The 26,468-nt window shown below is 66.9% G+C and carries 28 protein-coding genes and 1 tRNA gene; 18 read left to right on the top strand and 11 right to left on the bottom strand.

The genetic code is table 11. The features are described from left to right. Nucleotides 1–15: 15 nt before the first annotated feature. On the bottom strand, nucleotides 16–639 hold the full coding sequence (locus tag HTS88_RS06310) for a 5-formyltetrahydrofolate cyclo-ligase (protein WP_174176541.1): 624 nt from the start codon (nucleotides 637–639) through the stop codon (nucleotides 16–18). Nucleotides 640–756: 117 nt separating this feature from the next. On the opposite strand from HTS88_RS06310, the gene galU reads away from it, so the two are divergent. The 5 genes from galU to HTS88_RS06285 all read left to right on the top strand — a co-directional run bounded on the left by galU (nucleotide 757) and on the right by HTS88_RS06285 (nucleotide 4,549). Then, nucleotides 757–1,662 (top strand): UTP--glucose-1-phosphate uridylyltransferase GalU, encoded by a 906-nt coding sequence (galU, locus tag HTS88_RS06305; protein WP_174176539.1) that lies wholly within the window; start codon nucleotides 757–759, stop codon nucleotides 1,660–1,662. A gap of 4 nt (nucleotides 1,663–1,666) precedes the next feature. Beyond that, nucleotides 1,667–2,287, top strand: coding sequence for a GNAT family N-acetyltransferase (locus HTS88_RS06300; RefSeq protein WP_174176537.1), 621 nt, complete (start codon nucleotides 1,667–1,669; stop codon nucleotides 2,285–2,287). Nucleotides 2,288–2,368: 81 nt separating this feature from the next. Then, the gene (locus tag HTS88_RS06295; protein WP_397425174.1) at nucleotides 2,369–3,307 is read left to right on the top strand and encodes a hypothetical protein; all 939 of its coding nucleotides are present in this window, start codon (nucleotides 2,369–2,371) and stop codon (nucleotides 3,305–3,307) included. Nucleotides 3,308–3,445: 138 nt separating this feature from the next. Beyond that, a tRNA-Ala gene (locus HTS88_RS06290) sits at nucleotides 3,446–3,518 on the top strand. A 221-nt stretch (nucleotides 3,519–3,739) separates the two neighbouring features. Continuing rightward, on the top strand, nucleotides 3,740–4,549 hold the full coding sequence (locus HTS88_RS06285; protein WP_174176535.1) for a CPBP family intramembrane glutamic endopeptidase: 810 nt from the start codon (nucleotides 3,740–3,742) through the stop codon (nucleotides 4,547–4,549). Here HTS88_RS06285 and HTS88_RS06280 read toward each other — a convergent pair. From HTS88_RS06280 to HTS88_RS06265, 4 genes are read right to left on the bottom strand one after another with little or no spacing between them, the layout of a single operon-like run. Then, complete coding sequence (locus tag HTS88_RS06280; RefSeq protein WP_174176533.1) at nucleotides 4,546–5,070, bottom strand: hypothetical protein; 525 nt, start codon at nucleotides 5,068–5,070, stop codon at nucleotides 4,546–4,548. The genes HTS88_RS06285 and HTS88_RS06280 overlap by 4 nt on opposite strands. 3 nt (nucleotides 5,071–5,073) lie before the next feature. Beyond that, on the bottom strand, nucleotides 5,074–6,069 hold the full coding sequence (gene corA, locus HTS88_RS06275) for a magnesium/cobalt transporter CorA (RefSeq protein ID WP_174176531.1): 996 nt from the start codon (nucleotides 6,067–6,069) through the stop codon (nucleotides 5,074–5,076). A 34-nt stretch (nucleotides 6,070–6,103) separates the two neighbouring features. After that, nucleotides 6,104–6,529 (bottom strand): DUF1761 domain-containing protein, encoded by a 426-nt coding sequence (locus tag HTS88_RS06270; RefSeq protein WP_174176529.1) that lies wholly within the window; start codon nucleotides 6,527–6,529, stop codon nucleotides 6,104–6,106. 30 nt (nucleotides 6,530–6,559) lie between these two features. After that, entirely contained in the window at nucleotides 6,560–7,039 is a 480-nt protein-coding gene (locus HTS88_RS06265; protein WP_174176527.1) for an Lrp/AsnC family transcriptional regulator, read from the bottom strand. Between the two features lie 172 nt (nucleotides 7,040–7,211). On the opposite strand from HTS88_RS06265, the gene HTS88_RS06260 reads away from it, so the two are divergent. Beyond that, entirely contained in the window at nucleotides 7,212–8,459 is a 1,248-nt protein-coding gene (locus tag HTS88_RS06260) for an MFS transporter (RefSeq protein ID WP_174176525.1), read from the top strand. A 41-nt stretch (nucleotides 8,460–8,500) separates the two neighbouring features. On the opposite strand, the gene HTS88_RS06255 is transcribed toward HTS88_RS06260, so the two are convergent. After that, nucleotides 8,501–9,004 (bottom strand): Lrp/AsnC family transcriptional regulator, encoded by a 504-nt coding sequence (locus tag HTS88_RS06255; protein ID WP_066277621.1) that lies wholly within the window; start codon nucleotides 9,002–9,004, stop codon nucleotides 8,501–8,503. Nucleotides 9,005–9,168: 164 nt separating this feature from the next. Further along, a complete protein-coding gene (locus tag HTS88_RS06250) occupies nucleotides 9,169–10,407 on the bottom strand; it encodes an MFS transporter (RefSeq protein WP_174176523.1) in 1,239 nt (412 codons plus the stop codon). A 105-nt stretch (nucleotides 10,408–10,512) separates the two neighbouring features. Here HTS88_RS06250 and HTS88_RS06245 point away from each other — a divergent pair, with 105 nt between their 5' ends. Then, nucleotides 10,513–11,487 carry a LysR family transcriptional regulator gene (locus tag HTS88_RS06245; RefSeq protein WP_174176521.1) on the top strand — a complete coding sequence of 325 codons (975 nt, stop codon included), beginning with the start codon at nucleotides 10,513–10,515 and terminating at the stop codon, nucleotides 11,485–11,487. 59 nt (nucleotides 11,488–11,546) lie between these two features. After that, the gene (locus HTS88_RS06240) at nucleotides 11,547–12,494 is read left to right on the top strand and encodes an N-acetylglucosamine kinase (protein WP_310111330.1); all 948 of its coding nucleotides are present in this window, start codon (nucleotides 11,547–11,549) and stop codon (nucleotides 12,492–12,494) included. Nucleotides 12,495–12,508: 14 nt separating this feature from the next. Here HTS88_RS06240 and HTS88_RS06235 read toward each other — a convergent pair whose 3' ends face one another. Then, nucleotides 12,509–13,522, bottom strand: a complete 1,014-nt coding sequence (locus tag HTS88_RS06235) for a pirin family protein (protein WP_174176519.1) — start codon at nucleotides 13,520–13,522, stop codon at nucleotides 12,509–12,511. Between the two features lie 250 nt (nucleotides 13,523–13,772). Between HTS88_RS06235 and HTS88_RS06230 the strand changes: the two genes are divergently transcribed. The 6 genes from HTS88_RS06230 to HTS88_RS06205 all read left to right on the top strand — a co-directional run bounded on the left by HTS88_RS06230 (nucleotide 13,773) and on the right by HTS88_RS06205 (nucleotide 19,533). Further along, nucleotides 13,773–14,873 (top strand): ABC transporter ATP-binding protein, encoded by a 1,101-nt coding sequence (locus tag HTS88_RS06230; protein WP_281359000.1) that lies wholly within the window; start codon nucleotides 13,773–13,775, stop codon nucleotides 14,871–14,873. Then, entirely contained in the window at nucleotides 14,873–15,553 is a 681-nt protein-coding gene (locus HTS88_RS06225; RefSeq protein ID WP_174176515.1) for an ABC transporter permease, read from the top strand. The genes HTS88_RS06230 and HTS88_RS06225 overlap by 1 nt, the downstream gene beginning before the upstream one ends. Then, entirely contained in the window at nucleotides 15,550–16,296 is a 747-nt protein-coding gene (locus HTS88_RS06220) for an ABC transporter permease (protein WP_174176513.1), read from the top strand. The genes HTS88_RS06225 and HTS88_RS06220 overlap by 4 nt, the downstream gene beginning before the upstream one ends. Beyond that, nucleotides 16,293–17,255, top strand: coding sequence for an ABC transporter substrate-binding protein (locus HTS88_RS06215; RefSeq protein ID WP_174176510.1), 963 nt, complete (start codon nucleotides 16,293–16,295; stop codon nucleotides 17,253–17,255). Before HTS88_RS06220 ends, HTS88_RS06215 begins: the two co-directional genes overlap by 4 nt. A gap of 151 nt (nucleotides 17,256–17,406) precedes the next feature. Then, nucleotides 17,407–18,627, top strand: a complete 1,221-nt coding sequence (locus HTS88_RS06210) for a pyridoxal phosphate-dependent aminotransferase (RefSeq protein ID WP_174176508.1) — start codon at nucleotides 17,407–17,409, stop codon at nucleotides 18,625–18,627. Between the two features lie 51 nt (nucleotides 18,628–18,678). Continuing rightward, nucleotides 18,679–19,533, top strand: a complete 855-nt coding sequence (locus HTS88_RS06205; RefSeq protein WP_174176506.1) for a polyphosphate kinase 2 family protein — start codon at nucleotides 18,679–18,681, stop codon at nucleotides 19,531–19,533. Nucleotides 19,534–19,561: 28 nt separating this feature from the next. Here the strand turns inward: HTS88_RS06205 and HTS88_RS06200 are convergent, their stop codons facing one another. Beyond that, complete coding sequence (locus HTS88_RS06200) at nucleotides 19,562–19,780, bottom strand: exodeoxyribonuclease VII small subunit (RefSeq protein WP_066277590.1); 219 nt, start codon at nucleotides 19,778–19,780, stop codon at nucleotides 19,562–19,564. Then, complete coding sequence (xseA, locus tag HTS88_RS06195; protein WP_174176504.1) at nucleotides 19,777–21,111, bottom strand: exodeoxyribonuclease VII large subunit; 1,335 nt, start codon at nucleotides 21,109–21,111, stop codon at nucleotides 19,777–19,779. The genes HTS88_RS06200 and xseA overlap by 4 nt, the downstream gene beginning before the upstream one ends. Nucleotides 21,112–21,288: 177 nt before the next feature. On the opposite strand from xseA, the gene HTS88_RS06190 reads away from it, so the two are divergent. Beyond that, nucleotides 21,289–22,140, top strand: coding sequence for a hypothetical protein (locus tag HTS88_RS06190; RefSeq protein ID WP_174176503.1), 852 nt, complete (start codon nucleotides 21,289–21,291; stop codon nucleotides 22,138–22,140). Between the two features lie 9 nt (nucleotides 22,141–22,149). Further along, entirely contained in the window at nucleotides 22,150–23,229 is a 1,080-nt protein-coding gene (locus tag HTS88_RS06185; protein WP_174176502.1) for a 4-hydroxy-3-methylbut-2-enyl diphosphate reductase, read from the top strand. A 97-nt stretch (nucleotides 23,230–23,326) separates the two neighbouring features. On the opposite strand, the gene HTS88_RS06180 is transcribed toward HTS88_RS06185, so the two are convergent. Continuing rightward, on the bottom strand, nucleotides 23,327–24,568 hold the full coding sequence (locus HTS88_RS06180; RefSeq protein ID WP_174176501.1) for a DNA recombination protein RmuC: 1,242 nt from the start codon (nucleotides 24,566–24,568) through the stop codon (nucleotides 23,327–23,329). Nucleotides 24,569–24,667: 99 nt separating this feature from the next. Here HTS88_RS06180 and ychF point away from each other — a divergent pair, with 99 nt between their 5' ends. Together ychF and HTS88_RS06170 are read left to right on the top strand one after the other, a co-directional pair. After that, nucleotides 24,668–25,753, top strand: coding sequence for a redox-regulated ATPase YchF (gene ychF / locus HTS88_RS06175; RefSeq protein WP_174176500.1), 1,086 nt, complete (start codon nucleotides 24,668–24,670; stop codon nucleotides 25,751–25,753). Nucleotides 25,754–25,792: 39 nt separating this feature from the next. Further along, nucleotides 25,793–26,464, top strand: a complete 672-nt coding sequence (locus HTS88_RS06170) for an SDR family NAD(P)-dependent oxidoreductase (RefSeq protein ID WP_174176499.1) — start codon at nucleotides 25,793–25,795, stop codon at nucleotides 26,462–26,464. Nucleotides 26,465–26,468 lie beyond the last annotated feature (4 nt).

The raw sequence follows: 26,468 nt of genomic DNA, 5'->3' as shown, positions 1-26,468 counted from the left end.
GCCCGGATTTTGCGGTCAGGCGGCGTTCGCCAGGTCCCTGAAGCCGGAAGGAAGCACGACGCCAGGCGCCGGGCGGTCGAATTCCTCCACCGGAATCGCGCCGGCGGGCAGTAGTTCCCCGTCATAAAGAACCGCGGCAAGGGGAATGTGCTTCCCGGCGGACGCAAGGTGGCCGAGGAATTTGTCATAGTAGCCGCCGCCCTGGCCGATCCTGCTGCCCGCGAGGTCCACGGCCGTGGCAGGGATGAACAGCGCAGCGGCTTCCCCGGCAGCGTCAATCCCGTGCCGGGTCCCGACCGGCTCCAGGATGGGGGCGAACCTGCTGCGTGCCAGCTCAATGCCCGGCGCCCAGACGACCCATTTCAGTTCACGCCCTGGTTCGCAGACGGGAAGCAGAACCCTGTGCCCGTCGGCGTGCAGGGCCGCGATCAGCGGCAGCGTGGGCGGTTCCGCGCCGACGCCCAGGTAGACGCATACCGTGGCATCGCCTGCCGGAATCACTGAAGCCGCCCACGCCGCGCCGTGTTTGGCCAGGGCGGTGCCGGCATCCTCCCGGTCCAGGGAAGTCATCGCAGCCCTTCGGCGGCGGTGGGCAGCACGGATCAGGTCCTTTGCTGCTTTCGTTTCCTCAAGCGCCATGTATTTTCTCCACTACTGCCGCGCTGGCGGCCGTTATCTGGTCCATCCATCCGATACCCGCAGGTGTCGCTGGCTCCGTTGTTACTGAATGCTTGACGCTGACGTTAGATTAGTCCGGTGACTACCAGTAACCCGAGAGTTCGCAAAGCCGTCATTCCTGCCGCCGGACTCGGTACCAGGTTCCTGCCGGCAACCAAGGCGATGCCCAAGGAAATGCTCCCCGTCGTGGACAAGCCTGCCATCCAGTACGTGGTTGAGGAAGCCGTGAACGTTGGCCTCCACGACCTCCTCATGATCACCGGGCGCAACAAACGGGCACTTGAAGACCACTTTGACCGGGTGCCGTCACTTGAATCCACCCTTGAGGGCAAGGGCGACACGGAAAAGCTCGCATCCGTCCAGGCGGCCAGCAAGCTGGGCGACATCCACTATGTCCGGCAGGGAGACCCGCACGGACTGGGCCATGCCGTGCTGCGCGCAAAGCAGCACGTTGGCGAGGAAGCCTTTGCCGTGCTGCTGGGCGATGACCTCATCGATGCCCGGGACGAACTGCTGGGCACCATGATCGACGTGCAGGCGGAAACGGGAGGCTCCGTCATCGCGCTCATCGAAGTGGAACCGTCCGAGATCAGCGCCTACGGCTGCGCTGACGTCCAGCCGATCGAGGGCGAATCCTACGTCCGCGTCAACCGGCTGGTGGAGAAGCCGAGCGTTGACGAGGCGCCCTCCAACCTTGCCCTGATCGGCCGCTACGTCCTCCACCCCGCCGTCTTTGAGGTCCTCGAACGCACCGCCCCCGGACGCGGAGACGAAATCCAGCTGACCGACGCGCTGCAGGAGCTGGCGACCGGCGAAGGCGAGGGGTACGGGGTGTACGGCGTTGTGTTCCGCGGCCGACGCTACGACACCGGGGACAAGCTCAGCTACCTCAAGGCCTGCGTCCAGCTGGCCATCGACAGCGAAGACCTGGGCCCGGGCTTGCGGGAGTGGCTGCCGGGGTTCGCCGCCGGCCTGTCCAAGTAGCGCCATGCGCGCTGGTCCCATTTGGCCCGTAACCCTGGAGTGCGGGGACCTGGTCCTGCGGCCCATCCGGTACCGGGACAAGAAGGAATGGACCGAGGTCAGGTCCCGCAACAGTGAGTGGCTTGCTCCGTGGGAAGCTTCCAACCCGGATCCTGCCGGAGGCCTCCCGGACTACCGGCAGATGGTCCGGTCATTGAAGTCGCAGGCAGCGCAGGCTACTGCCTTGCCGTTTGTCATCACCGAGCGGCTTCCCGCCGCCGCAAGCCCTGCCATTGTTGGCCAGTTGACCGTGTCATCGATCGTGTGGGGATCCGCGATGATGGCGACGCTTGGCTACTGGGTGGACCGGGGCCGTGCGGGCCACGGCATTGCACCCACTGCCGTGGCCATGGTGACGGACCACTGCTTCCGGACACTTGGGCTGCACCGGATGGAAATCAACATCAGGCCGGAGAACGGACCAAGCCTCCGCGTGGTGCAAAAGCTGGGCTTCCGGGACGAGGGATACCGGCCCCGCTACCTGCACATCAACGGGGAGTGGGCTGACCACCGGTCGTTCGCGTTGACCGCGGAAGAGGTCCCCGACGGGCTGCTCCGGCCATGGCTGGCCTCACGGCCGTCATAAATCCATTGATTTGCCGGCTGCGCCACGACACACCGCAGCTAATGCTGCCGCAGCGGACAGGATGCTCATACGGTTTTGAGTGTGGACTTCCCCCTTAGCAGCTCAGTGATCCTTGTGGTTGCCGTCGTGCTCTGGATTGTGTGGGTTGCGCCCTACGTCCTCCGGAACCGCAGGCACCAGTTCCAGCCCGCCGGCGATTTCCTTGCGGAGCCCGCAGCAGATGAAGCACCGGAACCGCCAGCAGCTTTGGTATTGAACGTCGCCGCCCAGCAGGAGAAAGCCATGGACACCAGGAAGAGTGCCGGACCCGCGACCGCCACTGCCGGCTCCCCACCCGGGGGTACGTTCCGGATCCGCTACGGCCGCACCGGCATCGCCCTGGTTGGGCTGCTGTCGCTGGTCACCGCGTTCGTTTCCGGTGTGCTCTTGATCTTCGGGCTGGGCGCTCCTGTCCTTCCCTTGGCATGCCTGGCGCTCACTGCCGGGTCGGTCGTACTCCTGCGCTGGCTGGCCGTCCGTGACCGGAGGGCAAAGGTCAATGCAGCTTTCCGGGCCGCCATGACCGCGCCGTCCCGGCAGCCCCAACCCGCTGCCGGCGTCCGGCCAAGGCCGGAAGCGGCTCCGGCGAAGCAGGACAACCCCCTTTTCGACGCCGAGGCACACGAGCCTAAGATCAGGCCGCTGACTGCCATGGAACTGCGGGAGGCCGCCCTTGCCGTGGCGGTTGCCGCTGGCGATTCAAGCGCTGCAGCTGCCGGCTCCGCAGCCCGGACGGCTGCTCCGTCCACGTGGGAACCGGTGGAGGTTCCCAAACCTGTCTATGTTGAGGCAGCCAAGGCCGAGCGTCCGGCGCCTGAGCCCCTGGAGCTTCCGGAGGCACCGAAAGCGACGGGCAAGCCGTCCCTCAAGCAGGGCGTTGCCGCCGCGCCGCCCGCGGCTCCGGCCGAGGGCCAGGAACAGTCCAAGGCGCAGAGTGCCCTCAGCAACCTCGACGACGTCCTGCAGCGCCGCCGCGCCTGACAGGTCAGTGCCGTCAGGCGATGCCCTGCGCATCCCGCCGGCACGCTGCTGGGGGTTTGCGGCTGCAGTTTGGCATTAAGCCGGGAAAATTTGTAGCCTAGGGTCACCGGTGCCGCTCCTCAAGGGGCGGATCCATCCGGGGCTATAGCTCAGTTGGTAGAGCGCTTCGTTCGCATCGAAGAGGTCAGGAGTTCGAATCTCCTTAGCTCCACAAAATATTGCCCCAGCAGGTGGCATCAGCCAGTTTCCGTAGGCGCAGCCCCGCCGTCGGAGGCACTGACCCCCCTGACACGCGCTCCAGGGAACCCACGTGGTCCACCGCAACCCCAATGACCTACCTAACGTCTCATCGGGGGCATGGTTGGCTGGCTGCCAACACTGGAGAATGCCAGACTTAACCCTCACTCAGGCACGATGCTAAGAAGGTCTGTGATGGCGGTTCACGGCCACCGGTTGCGGGATTGGGCGGCCCGGCACGACATTGTGCTTTACCTGGGCCTGGCGTACATCATTTCCTGGTCCATCTGGCCGCTGGTGCTCCTGAACCCGGAGAGCAGTCCGCTGGTGCCCTTCGGTCCCGGGCTGGCGGCGATCCTGGTTGCCTTCCTCGTGGGGGGCCGCGCTGAGTTGCTGGGCCTTCTGCGCCAGTTGGGACGCTGGCGGGTCAACCCTGCATGGTACGGCGTGGCACTGGGTGTGCCGCTGGTCGTCCCCGGCCTCGCCCTGTGGGCTGCGGTGGCCGCAGGGGCGCCGGTCCCGGGCTGGGAGCCGGCCGACCTGCTGCAGGTCGCCGGTTCGATCGTCGTCACGATCGTTATCGTCGGCATCTTCGAGGAGCTCGGCTGGCGCGGGTTCCTGTTGCCGCGGCTGCAACGGGATTACCGCGCGCTGCCGGCCGCGCTGATCATCGGGCTGGCCTGGTTTCCCTGGCACCTTCCGGAACTGGTGTCGGACCCGGGTCAGCGGCCCCTGACACCCTTTGCGGTCTATATCTTTTCGCAGTCGGTGCTGCTCACCTGGCTGTACAACAGCACGCAGGCGAGCCTGCCGGTTGTGGTCCTGTTCCATGCCGCCTTCAACACCTTCACGAAGTTCTTCCTGGCCGATCTCCAGGGCAGTCCCTACCCCTACCTCGTGGCGTGGTGGGTTGTGGCCGGAGCGGTCGCCGTCCTCGCCGTGGCAGCGGTCGCTTACGCCGGCAGCCGCGACCTGGTGAAGGGTGCGCCCAGGCCGGCGCACTAACTCCCGGACACGCCTTCCATGGCAACTGTTTCATCGGATTCGACCCGCTTCAGCCCGGCAAGGAGCCGGGACGTTTCCGCCAGGGCGGACCGAAGCCCCGCGTCATCCGCAGACGTGGACGCGGCAGCCCAGTCCATCGGGGCGGCACCAACCACGAACAGGGTTGTTCCGCGGGCCGCCGCTGCCGCAAGTGCGGCAGCAAAGAGGTCCCATGCTTCCGCCCGTGGACCGGCATCCGATGGCTCCGGTACTGGAACACCATCGATGACCCACAGCTCCGCCCCCGCTGGGAGGAGGGAATAGTCCTCCCTGGACGTACCCGGTGCGCACAGTTCGTCGAAGCTGATCCACAGCAGTTCCGGCTCGCAGGCCTTGGCGGCAAAGACGCGGGACCCGGCAGTGACCGTCCTGTGCCGCCCCGGTGGCGGCGGGAAGAGGCCGTACACCGCCAGCTGCCGGCTGCTGCCGGGCACCAGGATGCGGCCCTCGGGGAGGGCCGGCGGCTCCGGCTCGGCGGCCATGCCCTACAGCCAGCCCTTCTTCTTGAAGATGCCGTACATGAGGGCCGCCATCGCGATCATGATGCCAATGGACAACGGGTAGCCCAGTTCCCAGTGGAGCTCGGGCATGTGGTCAAAGTTCATTCCGTACACGCCGGCAACGAAGGACGGCGCGAAGAAGATCGCCGCCCAGGAGGAGATCTTCTTCACTTGCTCGTTCTGTTCGGCGCTGGCCTCGTTCTGGCGGTTTGCGGTGAGGGTGCCGTCCAGGGTCAGTGCGTTCTGCAGCAGGTCCCGGAAGGAATCTGCCCGGGAGATCACGCGTTCAACGTGGTCCTCCACGTCACGGAGGCTGTGCCGCAGGTCCGTTTCCACGCCGTACTTCTCGAATCCCTGTTCCAGCTGGTGCATCATGTCCGGCAGAGGATGGATTGCCCGCTGGAACTGGATGACTTCCCGGGCCAGTTCGTAGATCCGGCGGGACACCGTGGTGTCGCCGCTGAAAAGCTGGTCCTCGATTTCGTCGATGTCGTTCTCGAGTCCGGCCACCACAGGTGCGTAGTCGTCCACCACGCGGTCCAGCAGGGCGTAGAGGACGGCTTCGGGGCCGTGGCGCAGGAGGTCGGGCCGGGCCTCCATGCGGCGCCGCACCCGGGCCACGCCGGCCATTTCTGCATGCCGGACCGTGACCACATAGTTTTTGCCGGTGAAGATGTGGAGTTCGCCGAATTCCACGCTTTCGGAGTCGTCGATGTAGCGGGCGGGCCGGAGGACGGTAAACAGGCTGTCGTCGTAGCGTTCCAGTTTGGGGCGCTGGTGCGCGGAGATGGCGTCTTCCACCGCAAGGTCGTGGAGGCCAAACTCGCTTGCCACCGCGGCCATTTCCTCCGGCGTGGGCCGGTACAGGCCAATCCAGGCCATCCCACCGTGGTGCGCAAGCATGTCAAAAGTCTGCTCAAGGGTCTCGGGCTCCACATGGCGCACGCCGTCCACGTAGACGGCATTGTCGATGATGGTCATGGCCGCCGGGCCCCGTGCGAAGGGATTGCGGCCATCAGGACATTCCTCCGATGATCGCGCCGGAGACCGCCATGGCCACCAGGTCGTGGCCGGAATCAATGAGGGTGACGGCTGCCGGGCGTCCTGCAAAGCCGTTGTGGATGACGTGGCCGCCTGCGCGGAAGACCAGGCCCATAACCAGTGCGAACATGCCGCCGGCCAGGGCGTTGTCCAGCCCAAGCCTGGCGATCAGGACGGCCAGCAGGATGGCGGTCAGTGCCGCAGCAGCCATCATCGGCAGCCAGATGCCGGCGCCGCCGCTCATGTTCTTCAGGTCGTCCTCCGTCTTGCCGATCGCGGCCATCCAGCGGTTGCCGAGCACAGCAGGCATGTACCAGACAAAGCCGATGGCCATGCTTGCGACGAAGGCCAGCAGCACGGCAAGCCAGTTGATCTGTGAGACGTATGAGAGCCAATCCATTCTGGAAATCCTAGCCGCCCGGCCATGGCGTCAGGTGTTTGATGCCTTGGCGAGCCCGCTGATCAGGGGCTCAGTGCGGTACGGGATGTGGGTGTGCAGTGCCAGGACCGTTTCGGTCCGGATCACGCCCTTGATTCTCAGGACCTGCCGGAGGGAGGACTGGAGGTTGTGGGTGTCCGTGGCCACCACACGGCACCAGACATCCCCACGGCCCGAGATCTCATGGACCTCAAGGACTTGGGGAATCAACCGGAGCGCAGCGACCACGCCGTCCAGTTCGCGGTGGGACACCTCGATGGTCACAAAGGCCACCACGTCATAGCCCACCGCTTCCAGGTCCACCTCCCGGCCGCCGGGCCGCAGCACTCCCGCGCGGAGGAGGCGCCGGACCCGGGTCTGGGCCGTGTTCCGGGCAATGCCCAGAGATTCGCTCAGTTCGCCGATTTGGATCCGGGGATCACGGATCATCGCCAGGAGAATCTTGAGATCGGTGGGGTCCAACTGGTTCATTTAGTCACTCTCCATCACACACAGGCGGACATTTTGATGATCCTGCGCAATTCTTCCATGAAAATCCGATCAAAGGAGCAGCCGTAGCGCACTCTTGAGGCATCGGATATCCACCCCGCGCCGGACTCCCACAAAGACCCCCCGCCGCGGTATGAACCAGAGGCGGCACACCATGACGGTCTTCAGCGAACTCCGCATGCGCCCCGCCCCGGCCGCTGCGTCCGCCGGGTGGGATGCGTCCACCACAACCCGGCTGGTGATGGCGGGAACCGTGATTTTCACCCTCCTGGTGGGTGCCAACCTGGCCACGCCGTTGTACCCTCTCCTGCAGGCCGAACTTGGGCTTTCCACGCTGGGAGTCACTGCCGCGTTCGCCAGCTACGTCCTGTCCCTGGTCGCCACGCTGATGCTGGCCGGGCACTGGTCTGACCACATCGGCCGGCGGGCTGCGCTCATCCTGGCTGTCCTTGCAGGACTGGCCGGCGGGTGGCTCTTCTCTGAAGCAGAGACGCTCACCGCGCTCTGTGCGGGCAGGGCCCTGCAGGGGACAGCGGTTGCGCTGGCCACGGGTGCCAGCGCCGCAGCCCTGCGCGAACTCCTTCCGTCCCGCCCGGAATGGGCGTCACGCTTCACCTTGCTGGCATCATCCGGGGGAGTGGCGGCGGGGCCGGTCATTGGGGGACTGCTGTCACTCCTCCCGGGCGCCACCACAGCCCCGTACTACATCCATTCCCTGATCCTGGCCGGGCTGCTGGTGCCGCTGTTCCTGCTGCGTGCCCGGCCCGCGATCAGCCTCCCCGCACCTTCCCAGCCGCTGAAGGCCCTCGCGCCGCGCCGCCCTTCCGTGTCCCGCGAGGCGAGGGGCGCCTTCTGGCTTGCCTCGGGCGTCGGATTCCTCAGCTTCGCGGTCTTCGGGTTCTGCCTGTCGCTTGCCCCCGGCTACTTCGCGCAGGTGCTGCACACGGACTCGCGCCCCCTGGTGGGCGTCCTGGCCGGCCTCGCCCTGGCATCCTCCGCACTGAGCCAGCTGCTGACCCTCCGCGGCCGCTACACGGTTCCAGCCGGACTGGCGGTCCTGGGCGTGTCCGTCGCGCTGCTGGGGGCGGCGGGAGCATGGAACAGTCCCGTCCTGCTGGTGGCCGCAGCCCTTGCCGCCGGTGTGGGCCAGGGGATCGCGTTCCGCACCGTCTTCAACGATGTTGCTGCCAGGGTGGAGGCGTCGCGCCACGCACAGATTGTCAGCACCGTCTACGTCATCACCTACCTCGGCAGCGCGGTGCCGGTCCTCGGCCTTGGCTGGGCCGCCGGTGTCTTCGGCCTGCCCGCTGCCGTGGCCGGGTTCGTGGGGCTGTGCGGCGGTGCGGCACTGATCCTGTCGGCCGTGACGCTCCGGCTCGCGCTCATCGGGCGGCGCAAGTAGCCTGCGAGGCAGGCTTCACCCGGCAGGTTTCGGCAGCCCTGCTAATCCGGCAACGGACCGTGGTTGCCCTGGATGTGTTCGAACACCAGCGTTGTCTCGGTGTGCCCCACCACGGGGTCCGTAGCCAGGTTGTCCAGCACCCAGTCCCGCAGGTCCTCGGTGGTTGCGACGGCGATATGCAGCAGGTAGTCCACCGACCCTGAGGTGTGGAAGGTGGACAGCACTGCTGGCAGATGCGGCACCCTGCCTGTGAAACGGTCGATCTGGTCGCGGTCGTGCGCGCGGAGCCGCACGGCAACCAAGGCCTGTACGGACCGGCCGATCGCTGACAGGTTGAGCTTGGCCTCGTACCCCTGGACGATGCCCCGCTCTGACAGGGCGCGGGTGCGCATCAGGGCGGTGGAAGGGGCAATTCCCACCAGTTCCGCGAGCTGCTTGTTGGAGATCCGGGCATCGGCCACCAGGGCCGCCAGGAGCCGCTCGTCGATCGCGTCCAGCGGTTCCAGGTGCGCTCCCGGCCTGGCGTTCCTGGCATTCGTGCTCACTGCTGCTCCTCGTGACGATCCTGGGTTTCATCCTAGCCGCGCCAGGCTGCGGTACCAGGTACTTTGCGTGCCGGTCGCCGAATTTCGCGCTGCCGCATCCCGGCGCGGAAAGCAGAATCTTCACGGGAGCGTCCTGGATGACGGAACCACAGTGCCGCCGGCTTCTACGCCGCGGCGCGTTCCTTCCCGGGGTGGACGACGGCGACAGCCGCCGCAGTGAGGCAGGCAAGGACCATGACTGCCGCGGCCAGGGCATTCCAGCCAACGGACTGGAACACCAGTCCGCCGGCCCAGCCGATGATGCTGGACCCGAGGTAGTAGGCCAGGTTGTACAGCGAGGCGGCCTGGGCCCGGCCGGTGCTGGCAAGGGCGCCGGTCCACCCGGCCCCAATGCTGTGGGCGGCGAAGAAACCGCCGGTGAACACCACCAGGCCCGCCAGGATCAGGGCAAGGGACTGCGTCAGCGTCAGGGCAAGGCCCGCCGTGGACAACGCCAGGCCTGCGAGCAGGACAGCCCGGCGGCCAAAGCGAAGGGTCAGCCCCGCAGACCAGCGCGACGTGACGGTCCCTGACAGGTAGGCGAGGAAGATCAGGCTGATCAGTGTCCCCGGAAGGCCGAAGGGTTCGCCGGACAGCCGGAACCCCAGGTAGTTGTACACCGCCACGAACCCGCCCATCATCAGGAAGGCCTGGCCATAAAGGACGAGCAGCCGGACGTTCCGCAGGTGGCCGCCGAGGGTCCGGAACGCCCCGCGCAGCCCGGCCGCGGGGGCGGTGACAAATCCCTGGGCCTTCGGCACCAGGATGAGGAAGGCGACGGCGGCGAGGGTGGCAAGGATGGACACCGCCAGTGCCGCCGCGCGCCAGCCCCACAGTTCGCCGGCCGGACCGGCCATCAGCCGGCCGGCGAGCCCGCCCAGGGTGGTGCCGGCAACATAGCTTCCGGCCGCCAGTGCCGCGTGCACTTTGGTGACTTCCTCGTTGAGGTAGGCAATGGCGATGGCCGGGATGCCGCCAAGCGCCATCCCCTCAAGGAGCCGCAGGGCAAGCAGCATGCCAAAGCTGGTGGACAGCGGAACCAGCAGGCCAAGGACGGTGGCTATCGAAATGCCCCACGCCATGGCCCGGACCCGGCCGATCCGGTCCGCCAGGAAGGACCAGGGAATCACTGTCACCGCAAGGCCCACGGTGGCCAAGGAGATGGTCAGGGCGGCCTCCGCCGCACTGACCCGCAGGTCTGAGGCCAGGATCGGCAGCACGGCCTGGGTGGAATAAAGCTGGGCGAAGGTGGCCACACCGGCGAAGGACAGGCCGGCGAGGATCCTGGCGTACGCCGTCGAGCCCTTTGCATGTCCGTTCCAGCGCGGGGTGGGAGTGCTGTCCGGCCGGACGATGTGTGCCATGCGGCCAGCGTAGCTTTCGGGCAATGGATGCATCCAATGCATGGCTCGTGTAAAACTCATAGCGTCAACGGATGAGTCCGCGGGCAGGACATGGAGGACGAAGACATGGAGCAAGACCAGAAGCAGCTCGTGCAGCTGCTGCCGCTCCTGCCCGTGCTCGCTGAGCTGGGGCGGACCGAACACGTCACGGAAACCGCGGAACTGCTCGGAGTACCCCAGTCCACGGTGAGCCGCGCCCTTGCCCGGGCGAGCGCCGTCGTCGGGACCGAACTCCTGGTCCGGGACGGCAGGGGAGTCCGCCTGACACCCGCCGCCCGCACCCTGCTGCCGTACATCGAGCAGGCCCTCACGGCGTTCCAGGCGGGGCTGGACCTCGTCCGCGACGAGTCGGACGTGGTGCGGGGGAGGATTTCCCTCTCCTTCCAGCACACGTTCGGCGAGGCCGCCCTGCCGCTCCTGATCAGTGCCTTCCGGACCCGTCATCCCGGCGCTGCCTTCACGCTGAGCCAGGGGGCCCGGAATGCCTGCCTTGACGAGCTGGCCTCGGGTGAGTCGGACCTGGCACTGACGGCTCCCGTGGCGCCGCCCGGCCGGAACCTGTCCTCGGCGCCGCTGTACCGTGAACCGCTGCGCCTGGTGGTACACCACAGCCATCCCCTCGCCGCGCAGCCCTCTGCCCGGCTCGCCGACATCAGGGCAGACCCCTTTGTGGCGCTCGGGCCCGGGTACGGCATGCGTTCGCTCACCGATGCGCTGTTCCGCGAGGCCGGCTACCGGCCGCGCATCGCTTTCGAAAGCCAGGACTCGCACACGGTCCGGGGACTGGTCTCCGCCGGCCTGGGCGTCAGCATCCTGCCGCCGGGAGGTGATGCCCCGGGCCGTACCGTCAGCCCCGAAACCGGGAACCTGGGCTGGGTCGAAGTTCCCCTCGACTCCGCCCTGGCGTTCCGCGAGGTGGGCCTGTCCTGGCGGCGGCGGAAGCCTGGTTCGGAGCCGGTGCCGGTACGGCTGTTCCGGGACCTGGTGGTGACGGAGGGGCCAGGACTGCTGGCGGGACTGGTGCGGCAGCGGTCCCGCTAGCTGCGGCCGGGAACGGGGGGATGGGCCGTCCGCCGCCCCCGCACCATTACCCTTGTGACGTGACCAACACCGAAAATTCCTCCGCGCTTCCCGTCGCCGCCCAGAATCCCGCCTCAACTCCGCTCCGCGGTGTCATCATCGGGCTGGACATTGGTGGCACCAAGACCCACGGGGTCCGCTTCGAGGACGGGGTGCCGGTGGCGGATGAGTCCGCCGGCAGCTCCAACGTGCAGAACGTCACCCGCGACGAGGCGGCCGCCAACCTTGCCGACCTCTTCGCGCGCATCGGCGGAGGGCAGGTGTCCCAGGTCTATGCGGGCTCGGGCGGCATCGACACCGAAGACGACGCCGCAGCCCTGGCGTCCCTGATCCAGCCGCACGTGCCCGGTGCCCGGGTGACCGTGGTGCACGATTCACGGCTGCTGCTGGCCGCCGGGCACGCAAGCACGGGAGTCGCGGTGATTGCGGGCACCGGCTCGGCCGCCTGGGGCAGGAATGCCGACGGCGGCGAGGCCAGGGCAGGCGGCTGGGGCTACCTCCTGGGCGACGAAGGCAGCGGTTACTGGCTTGGCCGCGAAGCGGTGCGGCACAGCCTGGGCCGGATGAACCGGGGCCTGCCCGCCGACGAACTCACCACGGCCCTGCTGCAGTCCTGCGGGGTGGGCGACCCCAACCGCCTCATCGCGCTGTTCCATTCACCGAAGACCGGCCGGCGCTTCTGGGCCCAGCAGGCCCGGTATGTGGTGGAGGCCGCGGCAGGAGGCCACCCGGAAAGCCAGGCGCTGCTGGACCAGGCCGGGAAGGACCTTGCCGGCCTGGCCCTGCAGGTGCTGCAGCAGCTGGGTATCACCGGCCCCGTAATCCTGGGCGGCGGACTGGGCATGAACGTGGCACCGCTGCAGCACTCCTTCCGCCGCCACCTGATGGATGCCGGGGTGACAGACATCCGCGTGCTGGACCAGGAACCAGTCTTCGGTGTGCTTCAGCTGGTGGCAGAGCAGGCCTGATCCGGTCCGGTCCTTTAAAGCCGTTTCCGGGGCGTCAGCCGTACGCCCGGGAGCGGAGGGGCGGGAATGCGTCCCGCCTCGGGCCCCGCGTCCGGACCGTGGCCGGGGACCAGGCCATACCGGGCCGCCGCCGTCTCCGTATCCGGCAGGCCGGCCTGGGTTTCCCAGTCGCTCCTGGCCTGCTCCACTTCCTCGTGGGTGCGGCCCACAAAGTTCCACCACATCAGCAGCTCTTCCTGGAAGGGCTCGCCGCCGATGAGGAGGAAACGCGTGCCGGGGAGTGCCTGCACCTGCAGCTCCGTGCGGCCCGTGCCCAGGTAGCCCAGCGGGCCCGGTGGAATCTCCTGGCTGTCCACCGCCAGGCCGCCGTCGAGCACAAGGATGCCGTGCTCAAACGCGGCATTGAGCGGCAGCACTGCGGTCCCGCCGCACGAGACGTCCGCACCCACGATCGGTGAATACATGGTTGCCGGCGACGCGATGCCGGCAAATTCACCCACCATCACCGTGGCGGTGAAGCCGTGCCCGCTGGCGCGGGGAAGTTCACGGTGCTGCTCGAATGCCGGCTCCCGGTGCCGTTCACCGCCCGGCAGGGCCACCCAGAGCTGCAGCCCGCGCTGCACCGGCAGGGCTTCGCCGGCAGGAGGAAGCACGGCGAACTCGGAATGGGAGACGCCGTGGCCCGCCGTCATGATGTTCAGTTCACCCGGCCGGACCACAACGTCGCTGCCCACGCTGTCCCGGTGGCGGATGTGGCCGGCCAGGGGCCAGGTCACGGTCTGCAGGCCAATGTGGGGGTGGGGGAGTACGGACATCGCAGTCCGGTCCGGGCCGAAGCTGTCCAGGAAGCACCATGCCCCGATGGTGGGCAGGCCGCGCTGCGGCAGCGTCCGCTGGACGTTCATGGCGCGGACTCCGCCGAGCGGTACCTCGCGTTGGGGCCACAGCTGAAGGCAGGGGCCGGAACTGCCCTCAGGGGCTGCCGGCGGACAGACTTCCTGCTGCGGCGCTATTTCCAAGTTGGTCACCCCACCACTTTATGGCTGGTCGGCCCACGGCGGAACAGCGGCCCTGGCCACGGCGGTTGCGGGCCGGAACGGCACTTCCCATCCGCCCCGGTCCCGGCTCCGAATGGTTACAGTAGGGATTCCTTTGCCCGGATTCGGGGCGCTGCAGGTGTTGCCGGGCCGGGTTTGGGCTACCGTAACTATCAGCGTGCTGATGACAATGTCGCGGTGCTTCCAGAAGCCCGTCCCAGAGAACAGGTGAGTCCGCACCATGGACCAGGCGATGATCGAGTTTCAGAGCGTTACCAAGCAGTTCCAGGGCGGGCAACCCGCCGTGGACAACCTCTCCATGTCCATCGGCAAGGGCTCAATCACCGTCTTCGTGGGCCCGTCAGGCTGCGGCAAAACCACCTCGCTCCGCATGATCAACAGGATGGTGGAACCCACCTCCGGGGCCATCACGGTGGACGGCAAGGATGTCACCTCCGTGCCGGCGCCCGAACTGCGCCGTTCGATGGGGTACGTCATGCAGTCTGCCGGGCTGCTGCCCCACCGCTCCGTGCTGGACAACATTGCCACCGTGCCCCGGCTGAATGGCGTGTCCAAGGCCGACGCCCGCCGGCGCGCCGAGGAACTCCTGGACGTGGTGGGCCTGGCCCGGTCACTCGCCAAGCGTTACCCGTCGCAGCTGTCCGGCGGCCAGCAGCAGCGCGTGGGCGTGGCCCGTGCGCTCGCCGCCGATCCACCCATTTTGCTCATGGATGAGCCGTTCAGCGCCGTGGATCCCGTGGTCCGCGACGAGCTCCAGCAGGAGCTGCTGCGGCTCCAGAAGGACCTGGCCAAGACCATCGTGTTCGTCACGCACGACATCGATGAAGCCACCGTGCTGGGCGACAAGGTGGCCGTCTTCGCCGTGGGCGGAAAGCTTGCGCAGTACGCCACGCCGGAGGAAATCCTCCGTGCCCCGGCAAACGACTTCGTGGCCTCCTTCGTGGGACGGGACCGGGGATTCCGGCACCTTGGCTTCACCTCGTCCGACGGCGTCACCCTCCATTCGGTGCCGACCATCGTCCGCGGCCGCAGCGGCTCCGGAACCGATCAGGACGCAACAAGCGGCTGGCAACTGGTGGTGGACGAAGACATGCGGCCGCTGGGCTGGTCCACTCCCGGCACTGCCGCCGGACTCATCCCGGGAGGTTCGCTGTTCCGCCCCGGGGAAAGCCTGCGCCGCGCGCTGGACGCTGCGCTGTCCTCGCCGTCGGGCCTCGGCGTCGCCGTGGATGCGGAGGGCCGGGTGCAGGGTGTCATCCGGGGCGGAGAAGTGCTGGCCCTCATTGAAGAAGCGCGCCAGCTCCGGCAGGCTGCACTCTGATGGAGTGGTTCCTGGCCAACATCGGCATGGTCCTGGAACGGTCCGGCCAGCACCTGGTGCTTGCCCTCGTCCCCATGGTCCTGGGCCTGGCCATCTCCCTTCCCCTGGCGCAGCTGGCCCGGCAGAGCCGGGCGCTCCGCTCGGTGGTGCTGACGGCCTCCTCGCTGCTGTACACCATTCCCTCGCTGGCGCTGTTCATCATCCTTCCCACGATCCTGGGCACCCGGATCCTGGACCCGCTCAACGTGGTGGTGGCCCTGACCATCTACGCTGTTGCGCTCCTGGTCCGTGCCGCCCTGGACGCCTTCGACTCGGTGAGCGAGGACGTGGGACAGGCCGCGGTGGCCATGGGGTACAAGCCGCTGGCGCGGTTCCTCCGGGTGGACCTGCCGCTGTCCCTGCCGGTCATGTTCGCCGGGCTCCGGGTGGTGTCCGTCAGCAACATCTCCCTGGTCAGCGTGGCAGCGCTGCTTGGCATCGGAAACCTGGGCATGCTGTTCACATCAGGGCTGCAGCGGGGCTTCATAACGGAAATTGTGGTGGGGATCATCGCCATCCTTGTCCTCGCCCTGCTGATGGACGCTTTGCTTGTCCTGCTGGAACGGCTCCTCACGCCGTGGGAGCGGGCCGGAAAGATCCGCCCGGGACTGGTGCCGGCGGCTGAGGGGGACCGGGCATGAGCAATGTTTTCTCCGACACCTTCGCCTGGCTGGCCGATCCGCTGCACTGGACCGGCGCGGCAGGCATTCCCGCCCGGCTGGGTGAGCATCTCCAGTACACCGGCCTGGTCATGCTGATTGCAGTTGCCATTGCCGTTCCCGTCGGCCTGTACGTCGGCCACACGGGCAGGGGAAGGGTGGCCGTCGTGGCGCTGGCCGGTGCGCTGCGCGCCCTGCCCACCCTGGGGCTGCTGACCCTCTTTGTACTGCTCGCCGGGATCGGACTGATGCCGCCCATCTGGGCGCTCGTCATCCTCACGGTCCCCCCGCTGCTGGCCGGCACCTATGCCGGAATTTCCAGCGTGGACCGCAACGTGGTGGATGCCGCCCGCGCCATGGGCATGACCGAACTGCAGGTCCTGTTCCGGGCAGAGCTGCCCAACGCCCTGACCGTCATGTTTGGCGGCTTCCGGACCGGCGTGCTGCAGGTCATCGCCACCGTCTCCGTGGTGGCCTACATCAATCTGGGCGGCCTGGGCCGCTACCTTTTCGACGGCCTGGTCCTCAGCGACTTCCCGCAGATGCTCGGTGGGTCCCTGCTCATCGCAGCGCTCGCCATCGCCGTCGACCTCGTCCTGTCCCTTTTCCAGAAGCTGTTCCTGGCAACAGGCGCCTCTGGCCAGTCCCGCCGCAGCCAGCAGGCTGCGGCCGATCTCACAGACCCCGTCCTGACGGAGGCTGTGGTACAAGGAGGTAAATCATGAAAGAAAGCCGTCCACACCACCTCGGCAGGCGGGCCTTCAGCGGCCTCGCCGCCGGGCTCGGCCTGGCCATGGCACTGTCCGCGTGCGGAGGATCCTCCGATCCGCTGAGCAACGCGCCGGCCACCAGCGGGGCAGCGTCCGGGGAAGCAACATCCCTCGTTGTCGGCTCGGCTGACTTCCCGGAAAGCCAGATCGTGGCGGAACTCTACGCAGGAGCCCTGACCGCCGCCGGCATCACCGCCACCACCAAGCCGAACATCGGCTCCCGCGAGGTATACATCAAGGCCGTGCAGGACGGATCGGTGGACGTGGTTCCGGACTACACGGGCAACCTCCTGCTGCACGTGGACAAGGAAGCGTCCGAGGAGTCAGCGGACGACATCGCCGCGGCCCTGCCGGACAAGCTGCCGGACGGACTCGCGGTCCTGGAACCCTCCAAGGCCGAGAACAAGGACGCCATGGTGGTCACCAAGGCCACGGCCGAAAAGTACCAGCTGAAGTCCCTCGAGGACCTGGCCAAGGTGTGCAGCGAGATCGTGGTGGGCGCACCCGCCACCTTCGCCGAGCGCGCCTACGGGCTGCCCGGCCTGAAGGAAAACTACAACTGCGAGCCGAAGAAACTGGAACCGTTCAGTGACGGCGGCGGTCCCGTGACGCTCAAGGCGCTCCTGGAGGACCAGGTGCAGGTGGCCGACATCTACACCACAACCCCGTCCATCGCCGACAACGATCTTGTGGTCCTTGAGGACCCCAAGAACAACTTCATCGCCCAGCAGGTGGTTCCGCTGTACAACGAGGCGAAGATGACCGACACGGCCAAGGAGGCCCTCAACTCGGTGTCCCGCATCCTGACCACCGAGGACCTCATCAACCTGAACCGTGCCGTCAGCGGCAGCCAGAAGCAGGGGGCCAAGGAAGCGGCGGACGCGTGGCTCAAGGAAAAGGGCATCGTCAAGTAGGACTTCCTTCCTGACCGCCTAAGCAGTACGACGGCGGCTGCCGGACTTCCAGAAGTCCGGCAGCCGCCGTCGTCCGTTCCGGGCGGCGGCGCGCGCACCCTGTGGCTGACGTCTCAACGGCCGTCCATCCTTCCTGTGGCATATTTGAGGGATGGCAGAATTCAGGCAGTCCACCAAGCTCAACAACGTCCTCTACGACATCCGTGGACCGATCCTCCAGGCTGCCCAGCAGATGGAAGCGGAGGGGCACCGTATCCTCAAGCTGAACATCGGAAATCCCGCGCCGTTTGGCTTTGAAGCGCCGGACGCCATCCTCGTGGACATGATCCGCCACCTGCCGCACGCCCAGGGCTACAGCGATTCCCGGGGCATCTTCTCCGCACGGACCGCTGTCTCGCAGTACTACCAGACCCGGGACATCCAGAACATCCACGTGGATGACATCTACCTGGGCAATGGCGTGAGCGAACTCATCACCATGTCCCTGATGGCCCTGCTCAACGACGGTGACGAGGTCCTGATCCCCACCCCGGACTACCCGCTGTGGACCGCTTCCGTGGCGCTGGCCGGCGGCAGGCCCGTCCACTACCTCTGCGACGAGGAAACGGGCTGGCAGCCGGACCTGGAAGACATGGAAGCCAAGATCACGCCCCGCACCAAGGGAATCGTGGTCATCAATCCAAACAACCCCACCGGCGCGGTCTACCCGGAAGAGACGCTGAAGAAGATCGTCGCCCTCGCCGAGAAGCACGGCCTGGTGGTCTTTGCCGACGAGATCTACGAAAAGATCCTGTACGAGGACGCCGTCCACATCAACCTGGCCAAACTGACCGGCGACGACGTCCTCTGCCTGACGTTCAGTGGCCTGTCCAAGGCGTACCGGGTATGCGGCTACCGGGCCGGCTGGATGGCCATCTCCGGCCCCAAGAAGGACGCGGCGGACTACCTTGAAGGCATCAGCCTGCTGGCCAACATGCGCCTGTGTGCCAACGTTCCGGCCCAGCATGCCATCCAGACGGCGCTGGGCGGGTACCAGAGCATCAACGACCTGATCCTGCCCGGCGGGCGGCTGCTGGAGCAGCGCAACAAGGCCTACGACATGCTCAACGCCATCCCCGGCGTGAGCACCCAGCAGGCCCGCGGTGCGCTCTACCTTTTCCCCAAACTGGACCCCGAGGTCTACCACATCCGCGACGACGAGAAGTTTGTCCTGGACCTGCTCCGGGAACAAAAAATCCTGGTGTCCCATGGCAGGGCGTTCAACTGGGTCCGTCCGGACCACTTCCGCATGGTCACCCTGCCCAACGTCAAGGACATCGAAGAAGCGGTGGGGCGGATGGGGGACTTCCTCAGCAGGTATCAGGGCAACTAGCCTGTGTTCACGGGCGCTTCGGTCCCGTGGAACTTCGCGAAAGGATTTCCCATGTCCGGCGCCCCAGGCTTTGACCAGCACCCCTCTGAGACCCTGCGGGCAGGAAAGGGTTTTTCCCTGGCCGACGTGGACCCCGATTCCACGCCGGGCTTCAAGGGCACCAAGGAGGACGGCCAGGCCCTGCTGGCGGAACTCGACGACGGGCTGGCGGAACTGCAGGAAAAGCTGTTCGCCGAGTCCCGGTTCGGCGGGCGCAAGCGCATCCTGCTGATCCTCCAGGCCATGGACACCGCGGGCAAGGGCGGCATCGTCAACCATGTAATGGCCGCCATGGATCCCCAAGGTGTGCAGTTCAAGGCCTTCAAGGCTCCCACGGATGAGGAGAAATCCTACGACTTCCTGTGGCGGATCGAAAAGGAAGTACCCGCCGCCGGGATGGTGGGGGTGTTCGACCGTTCGCACTATGAGGATGTCCTGATCCACCGCGTCCACCGCTGGGCCAGCCCGGAGGAGATCAAGCGGCGGTACGTGGCCATCAACGAGTTCGAGGCCAGGCTCAGCGGCTCCGGAACCACGGTGGTCAAGGTGATGCTCCACATCAGTGGAGACGAGCAGAAGGAGCGGCTGCTGGCACGGCTGGACAACCCGGCCAAGCACTGGAAATACAGCCGCGGCGACCTCGACGAGCGGGCTTTCTGGGAGGACTACATGAGTGCCTACCAGGCAGCCATTGATGAAACCAACACCGCGAACGCGCCCTGGCATGTGGTCCCGGCCAACAAGAAGTGGTTTGCCCGGATCGCCGTGCAGCAGCTGCTGCTGGGTGCGCTGAACGGAATGGACCTTCAGTGGCCCAAGGCGGAGTTCGATGTCGCCCTGGAACGCGAGCTGGTAGTGCGGTCCTGACGCTTCCCTTCAGCCTGCGGCTGCGGGCCTAGAGCGGCTGGTCGCGGGCAGCTGCCAGCCGCTTCCGGGCGCCCTCCAGCCATTCCTCGCACCGTGCGGCCAGGGCCTCGCCGCGTTCCCACAGGGCCAGGGATTCTTCAAGGCTGGCGCCGCCGGCCTCAAGCTTTCCCACCACAGCGATGAGCTGTTCACGGGCTTCCTCATAGCTCAGTGCCTGGATGTCGGCCGCTGGTTTCTGCTCAGTCATTCAGATTCTCCGGTTTCGGTAAGGGGCTGTTCGAGTAACCCGGTGGAGGTTGCGCCGAAGCGGCCTTCGGCCACGCGGATGGACAGGGGCGAGCCGGCCGGAGCCTCGGCCGGGCGGCGCACCACGGCGTGGCCGGCGGTGCCGGCTTCCGCCCGCTTTCCGGCGAGTTCGACGACGGCGTACCCCCGGTCCAGCGTCTTCTGCGGTGACAGCGCACGCACCTGGGCTTTCAAGTGCTCCAGCTGGTCGGCCGCGCGGACCACGGAGGAGCTGACGGCGGCGGAGGACCTCCGGAGCAGCCTCTCAATTTCCTCGGAGCGGATGGTCACGAGGCCTTCCGGCGCTGCCAGCACGGGCCGTGAATGGAGGGACGCCAGGCGGTCCGTTTCCCTGTCCACCAGCCGTTCCATGCACCGGCGCAGCTGCACCCGTGCCTGGCGCACCCCTGCCAGTTCCTCGGACACCTCCGGGACAATCCGCTTGGCGGCGTCCGTGGGTGTGGAAGCCCGCAGGTCCGCGACGTCGTCCAGCAGCGGCCGGTCAGCCTCGTGGCCGATGGCGCTGACCACCGGGGTGGCGGCGGCGGCCACGGCACGGATCAGTTCCTCGCTGTTGAAGGGCAGGAGGTCTTCCAGGGCGCCGCCGCCGCGGGCGATGACGATGACGTCCACCTCGGGCAGGGCGTCCAGGTCGCGGAGGGCCCGGACCACCTGGGCCACCGCGGTGTTCCCCTGCACGGCCACCTCCCGGATTTCAAACTCGACTGCCGGCCAGCGCAGGGCCGCGTTGCGCAGGATGTCCTTCTTGGCGTCGGAATCACGGCCGGTGATGAGGCCGATGCGGTGCGGCAGCAGGGGCAGGGGCTTCTTGCGGGAGTCCGCGAAGAGCCCTTCGGCGGAGAGCGCCTGGCGCAGCCTCTCTATCCGGGCCAGGAGATCGCCCAGGCCCACCGGCCTGATGTCCCTGACCAGCATGTTCAGCCGGCCGGTCTTGAGCCAGAACTCCGGCTTCAGCAGGGCAACCACGCGCGAGCCCCGCTCCAGCGGCAGGTTCTGGCGTTCCAGCACCTTGGTCCACACGGAGGCAGGCAGCGAGACCTCGGCGTCGACATCCCTCAGGGTGAGGTAGGCGTTGGTGCCCCGGCGGTTCAGCTCAATAACCTGCCCTTCAACCCACGCAGACGGCGTCCGGTCTATATGGGCTTTGAGCTTCTGTGACAGCACCTGGAGCGGCCATGGGTTGTCCGGGCTGGTTTCGGCAGCAGTGGCAGGCAGGGTGGTGGGCGCCTCGAGCTGCTGGCCGGGGACCGGAAGCGACGCCTGTTCAGACATGCGGGCGCTCGTGGCGGGCTGTAGCTGCGGGCATGGGGTCCTTCGTCCGTTGGGCGGCTGGTTGTGTCCGGCGGTCATTCAACCTTATCCATAAGCTCTACCACCAAGGACTGACAAGGATGCCGCCCGGGCCCCGCCTAGGATGGGGTGACCCCCGCCCAACATGAAGGATCCTCCGTGCGAAGTTTTGTTTCCGCTGCCGCAACCGTGCTGGCAGTGCTGCTGGCCGCCGTCGCAGTCCCCGCCGTCTGGCTGGACCGCAACATCGTGCAGGAGCAGGGCTTCGTTGAGCTGGCAGCTCCGCTCGGAAGGGACCCGGGGTTCCAGCAGCAGCTGGCTGCGGCAGCGGTGGCAACCATCGACACCAGTGCCGTACCCGGTGTCCTTTCGGACCTTATCCAGCCGGTGCTGGAGGACGCCGCGTCGGCACTGACCGCCCTGCCGGAGTATCCCGATGCATGGGAGGAAACGCTGCGCAGGAGCCACCGGCTCAGCTTCGCCAGCCCGGCGGCGGACGACGGCGGATCAGCCCCTGCGTCGTCCCTCACCCTTGACGTCGCTCCCTTGGTGTCGCTGGGCGCCGGGGAGATCGCACGGACCACGGGGTTGCCCCTGGACCCGCCGGACCAGACCCTCATCAATGTGGGCCAGCCTGAACACAGGGAATGGACCGAGAGGCTCACCACGTATGCCCCCGCCGGATATCTTCTGGCCGGAGGCTCGGCGATCGCGCTGCTCCTGGCCCTGGTGGCGGCGAACCGGCGCTGGACAGTGGTTGCCGGCGCGGGAGCAGGCGCGTTGCTGCTGGCGGCTGCGTGGACCCTCGCTTCAGGGATTGCCTCCGCTGCCGCGGTGTCCGCGGACAGCGGAAATGAGGTTGCCAACATGTTCAGGGATGAGCTGGTGGCGGCGTCCGCAGCAGATTTCCGGGCCTGGACCATGGCAGCGGCCGCTGGCGGCGGTGCGCTGTTGCTCCTGGCCCTGGTGGCCGGGTTCGCCACGCGAAGGCGGGGCCGGGCAAGCCGGTAGCATGGAGTAATGACCCCCTCAGCTGTTTCCCTTTCGATGCCCACCATCCCGCGTAGGCGCCGCTCACCTGAGGAAGTAGCTGCCGCAGCCCCCGTCTCCGGAACCAAGAAGGTGCTGCTCGCTGCTCCCCGCGGTTACTGTGCCGGCGTTGACCGTGCCGTCATCGCCGTCGAGAAGGCCCTGGAACACTACGGTCCTCCGGTGTACGTGCGAAAGCAGATCGTCCACAACGTGCACGTGGTCAGCTCCCTGGAGGAGCAGGGTGCCATCTTCGTCGACGAAACGGACGAAGTGCCCGAGGGCGCCCTGGTGATCTTCTCGGCCCACGGCGTCTCGCCTGCTGTGGTGCAGTCCGCCGAGGACCGCGGCCTGCGCACCATTGACGCCACGTGCCCCCTCGTGACCAAGGTCCACAAGGAGGCCGTCCGGTTTGCCAAGGACGATTTCGACATCCTGCTGATCGGCCACGACGGCCATGAGGAAGTCGAGGGAACGGCGGGAGAGGCTCCGGAACACATCCAGATCATCAACGGCCCGCACGAGGTGGACAAGGTTACTGTCCGGGACCCGGAGAAGGTGATCTGGCTTTCCCAGACCACCCTCAGCGTCGACGAAACCATGGAAACGGTCCGCCTGCTCAAGCAGCGGTTCCCCACCCTGCAGGATCCGCCCAGCGACGACATCTGCTACGCCACCACCAACCGCCAGGTGGCCATCAAGAAGATCTCGCCGCAGGCAGACCTGGTGATCGTGGTGGGCTCAGCGAACTCCTCCAACTCTGTCCGGCTGGTGGAAGTGGCACTGGAGTACGGGGCGAAGGCTTCCTACCGCGTGGATTTCGCGAACGAGGTCGATGAAGCCTGGTTTGAAGGCGTCGCCACTGTCGGCGTGACATCCGGAGCATCGGTCCCGGAGGTCCTGGTCCAGGACGTCCTGCGCCTGCTGGCCGAGTACGGCTACGGCGCCGTGGAGGAAGTCGTCACCGCCGAGGAAGATCTGCTCTTCTCGCTGCCCAAGGAACTCCGGGCAACACTCAAGCAGGCCGGCGACGTGAGCCGCGCCCTGGGCGGACGCCGCTCGCGGGACTGACCGGCACACGCAAGTCGGAGCCGCTGCGCATCTGATCTTCGTGGACGTGGGCCCGGCAACTGCCGGGCCCACTTTTTTATGCCTCCTGGCGTTGCCGTCAGGCTGCCTCGTGGTCGCTTTGCAGCTCAGGCGCCGCCAGGGCCCGCGGGGTGACCTCAACAACCGGAGGGGCGGCAAGTCCGGACTCCTCCAGCGAATTCAGCTTCCGGGCCGTGGGAAGGACGCGGGCTTCCAGGGTCCCCACCATGGCGTTGTAGCGGTCCACTGAAGATTTCAGGGACGAGCCCAGTTTGGTGACGTTCTCGCCCAGGGTCCCCATCCGGTCGTACAGCTGCCGTGCCAGTTCGAACAACTCCCGGGCGCTGTCCGTGAGGACGTCCTGCCGCCAGGTGAAGGCAACGGACTTGAGCACCGCCAGCAGGGTGCTGGGGGACGCCAGGACCACGTTCTTCGACAGCGCGTGGTCGAGGAGCCCGGCGTCGGCCATGAGCGCCGCGGCCAGGATGGACTCGGCAGGAATGAAACAAATCACCAGCTCGGGGGAGTTGCCCGGGATGTCCCAGTACTTTTTGCTGCTCAGGGAATCAACGTGTGCCCGCAGTGCCTTGGCATGGGCGGCCAGCAGCGCCTGCTGGTTCCGGCGGTCGCTCCCGGACAGCGGTCCGGCCTGCCGGGCGCCGGAATCAGGGCGGAGGTCCTGCGCGGCACCAAGTTCCTGGGCTTCCAGGTAGGAGGAGAGCGGTACTTTTGCGTCCACCACCAGCTGCTTTTCGCCCGGCAGCTGTACCACCAGGTCCGGCCTTACGCCCGCATCATGCCCGGCACTGTGGACCTGCTCCACGAAATCGACGTGCCGCAGCATTCCCGATGCCTCCACCACCCTGCGGAGCTGGACTTCGCCCCACTGGCCCCGGGCACTGTTCGACCTCAGGGCAGACTCCAGGGCGTGGGTGGAACGGATGAGCTGTTCATCGGAGAGCCGCGCCTCCTGCAGTTGCTGGGCGAGCTGGCCGTACTGCTCCACCCGGTCCCGTTCCAGCAGCGCCACCTGCTGCTGGACAGCCGTCAGTTTCTCCGCCACCGGGGCAAGTGCGCGCAGAACGCTGCCGTCCTGCGTCCGGGCCTCACCCAGCTCGCGGTTCTGTGCCGCCAAAAGCCTTCGCTCGGCGTCGGCCGCGGCAAACTGCGCGCTGACCTCCGAAAGCCGTGACGACACGGCATCGAAGTCCTCTTCCAGGCCGCGGGTGTTTTTCCGCAGCACGAAGAACACGGCGGCAGCACCCGCAAAGGCACCCAGCAGCAGCATGAACAAAGCAAGAATCAAGGCGAAACCATCCATGCCCTCACTGTCGCACGGGGCTGTGACATTTTGCCGAAGCGACATTTTCCCTGGCCTGCGCCGGACCCGGGCCGCCCGCTGCGGGTAGAATAAATCCTCGTGGCTCTTACTATTGGCATCGTCGGACTGCCCAACGTCGGCAAATCAACTCTCTTCAACGCACTCACCCGCAACCAGGTCCTGGCCGCGAACTACCCGTTCGCCACCATCGAACCCAACGTCGGCGTCGTGAACCTGCCCGACCCCCGGCTTCAGAAGCTGGCCGAGATCTTCGGATCGCAGCGCCTCCTGCCCGCCCCGGTGTCCTTCGTGGACATCGCCGGCATCGTCAAGGGCGCCTCGGAAGGGGAAGGCCTGGGCAACAAGTTCCTGGCCAACATCCGCGAAGCCGAAGCCATTGCGCAGGTGGTGCGGGTCTTTGATGACCCCGATGTCATCCACGTCGACGGCAAGGTGGACCCCCGCTCGGACATGGAAACCATCAACACCGAGCTCATCCTGGCAGACCTGCAGACCATCGAGAACGCCATCCCGCGGATCGAAAAGGAAGTCAAGATCAAGAAGCGGGAAGCTGCGGAGCTTGCCGCCATCAAGGCAGCCCAGGCGGTCCTGGAGCGCGGCGACACAGTCTTCTCCTCCATCAAGAGCGACAAGCTCGAAATGGAACACCTCAAGGAGCTCGGCCTCCTGACGGCCAAGCCGTTCATCTACGTCTTCAACGCCGATGAAGGCATCTTGGGCAATCCCGAAAAGCAGGAGGAACTGCGGGCCATGGTTGCCCCGGCGGACGCCGTTTTCCTTGACGCCAAGCTCGAAGCGGACCTCGTGGAACTGGACGAGGAAGAAGCCCGCGAGATGCTGGAAATGAATGGCCAGGACGAATCCGGGCTGGACCAGTTGGCGCGCGTCGGCTTCCACACCCTGGGCCTGCAGACCTACCTGACCGCCGGCCCCAAGGAAACCCGTGCCTGGACCATCCGCCAAGGTGATACTGCACCGCAGGCAGCAGGGGTGATCCACTCCGACTTCCAGCGCGGCTTTATCAAGGCCGAGGTGGTGTCCTTCAACGACCTGGTGGAAGCCGGGTCCATGGCCGAGGCCAAGTCCCGCGGCAAGGTCCGTATTGAGGGCAAGGAATACGTGATGGCCGACGGCGACGTGGTGGAGTTCCGCTTCAACGTCTAAGCCCACAGGATTTTCGGGCACGTGGCCTAGGATCTACCCATGACGACTCTTCAGGGTGCGGTTGTTCTGGTAGTCGGCGCCACCGGCGGACTAGGTTCGCGCATCGCCGCCCAGCTGGAAAGTAGCGGCGCCATCGTCGCCCGGTCGTCAAGGTCTGCCGGGCATGATCTGCGCGCACCCTCCGTGATCCGGGAGGTCCTGGAAGGCACGACTGCGCAGCACGGACGCCTCGACGGGCTGGTGGTGGCGTCCGGGGTCGTCGCTTTCGGCGCCGCATCAGACCTCGAACCCGCCACGGTGGACGAACTCTTCGCGGTGAACACGACCAGTCCCATCCAGCTCATTACGCAGAGCCAGCCCTACCTCGCGGCCTCGGCACGTGAGGGACGGGAGCCCTTCGTTGTCACGCTGAGCGGCGTTGTGGCCGAGTCGCCCGTCGCCGGCCTGGCGGCATACTCGGCGTCGAAGGCAGGGCTTGCTGCCTTCGTTGTCGCTGCGGCGCGCGAGTATCGCCGCGCAGGCATCCGGATCCTGGACGCCCGCCCAGGCCACACGGGCACCACGCTGTCCGATCATCCGATCGCCGGGTCGGCGCCGCGGTTCGGCGCGGGGTTGGATCCGGACCTGGTGGCAGCGCGGATTATCACCGCGATCGTCGACGGCGAGAAGGATCTGCCCAGCACCGCCTTCCAGGCTGATCCAAGTCCTTGAACCC

The organism is Pseudarthrobacter oxydans (assembly GCF_013314975.1).
Classification (GTDB): domain Bacteria; phylum Actinomycetota; class Actinomycetes; order Actinomycetales; family Micrococcaceae; genus Arthrobacter; species Arthrobacter oxydans.
This window is presented reverse-complemented; position numbering and strand designations above follow the sequence as displayed.

Excerpts from the sequence above, each read along its gene's own strand:
- HTS88_RS06215 (WP_174176510.1), top strand. The coding sequence starts at position 16,293 with ATGAAAGAAAGCCGTCCACACCACCTCGGCAGGCGGGCCTTCAGCGGC.
- HTS88_RS06210 (WP_174176508.1), top strand. The coding sequence starts at position 17,407 with ATGGCAGAATTCAGGCAGTCCACCAAGCTCAACAACGTCCTCTACGAC.
- HTS88_RS06205 (WP_174176506.1), top strand. The coding sequence starts at position 18,679 with ATGTCCGGCGCCCCAGGCTTTGACCAGCACCCCTCTGAGACCCTGCGG.
- HTS88_RS06300 (WP_174176537.1), top strand. The coding sequence starts at position 1,667 with ATGCGCGCTGGTCCCATTTGGCCCGTAACCCTGGAGTGCGGGGACCTG.
- HTS88_RS06265 (WP_174176527.1), bottom strand. The coding sequence starts at position 7,039 with ATGAACCAGTTGGACCCCACCGATCTCAAGATTCTCCTGGCGATGATC.
- HTS88_RS06310 (WP_174176541.1), bottom strand. The coding sequence starts at position 639 with ATGGCGCTTGAGGAAACGAAAGCAGCAAAGGACCTGATCCGTGCTGCC.
- HTS88_RS06225 (WP_174176515.1), top strand. The coding sequence starts at position 14,873 with ATGGAGTGGTTCCTGGCCAACATCGGCATGGTCCTGGAACGGTCCGGC.
- HTS88_RS06170 (WP_174176499.1), top strand. The coding sequence starts at position 25,793 with ATGACGACTCTTCAGGGTGCGGTTGTTCTGGTAGTCGGCGCCACCGGC.
- HTS88_RS06270 (WP_174176529.1), bottom strand. The coding sequence starts at position 6,529 with ATGGATTGGCTCTCATACGTCTCACAGATCAACTGGCTTGCCGTGCTG.
- HTS88_RS06250 (WP_174176523.1), bottom strand. The coding sequence starts at position 10,407 with ATGGCACACATCGTCCGGCCGGACAGCACTCCCACCCCGCGCTGGAAC.
- HTS88_RS06245 (WP_174176521.1), top strand. The coding sequence starts at position 10,513 with ATGGAGCAAGACCAGAAGCAGCTCGTGCAGCTGCTGCCGCTCCTGCCC.
- HTS88_RS06260 (WP_174176525.1), top strand. The coding sequence starts at position 7,212 with ATGACGGTCTTCAGCGAACTCCGCATGCGCCCCGCCCCGGCCGCTGCG.
- xseA (WP_174176504.1), bottom strand. The coding sequence starts at position 21,111 with ATGTCTGAACAGGCGTCGCTTCCGGTCCCCGGCCAGCAGCTCGAGGCG.
- HTS88_RS06220 (WP_174176513.1), top strand. The coding sequence starts at position 15,550 with ATGAGCAATGTTTTCTCCGACACCTTCGCCTGGCTGGCCGATCCGCTG.
- HTS88_RS06280 (WP_174176533.1), bottom strand. The coding sequence starts at position 5,070 with ATGGCCGCCGAGCCGGAGCCGCCGGCCCTCCCCGAGGGCCGCATCCTG.
- HTS88_RS06230 (WP_281359000.1), top strand. The coding sequence starts at position 13,773 with ATGGACCAGGCGATGATCGAGTTTCAGAGCGTTACCAAGCAGTTCCAG.
- HTS88_RS06200 (WP_066277590.1), bottom strand. The coding sequence starts at position 19,780 with ATGACTGAGCAGAAACCAGCGGCCGACATCCAGGCACTGAGCTATGAG.
- HTS88_RS06185 (WP_174176502.1), top strand. The coding sequence starts at position 22,150 with ATGACCCCCTCAGCTGTTTCCCTTTCGATGCCCACCATCCCGCGTAGG.
- corA (WP_174176531.1), bottom strand. The coding sequence starts at position 6,069 with ATGACCATCATCGACAATGCCGTCTACGTGGACGGCGTGCGCCATGTG.
- HTS88_RS06285 (WP_174176535.1), top strand. The coding sequence starts at position 3,740 with ATGGCGGTTCACGGCCACCGGTTGCGGGATTGGGCGGCCCGGCACGAC.
- HTS88_RS06180 (WP_174176501.1), bottom strand. The coding sequence starts at position 24,568 with ATGGATGGTTTCGCCTTGATTCTTGCTTTGTTCATGCTGCTGCTGGGT.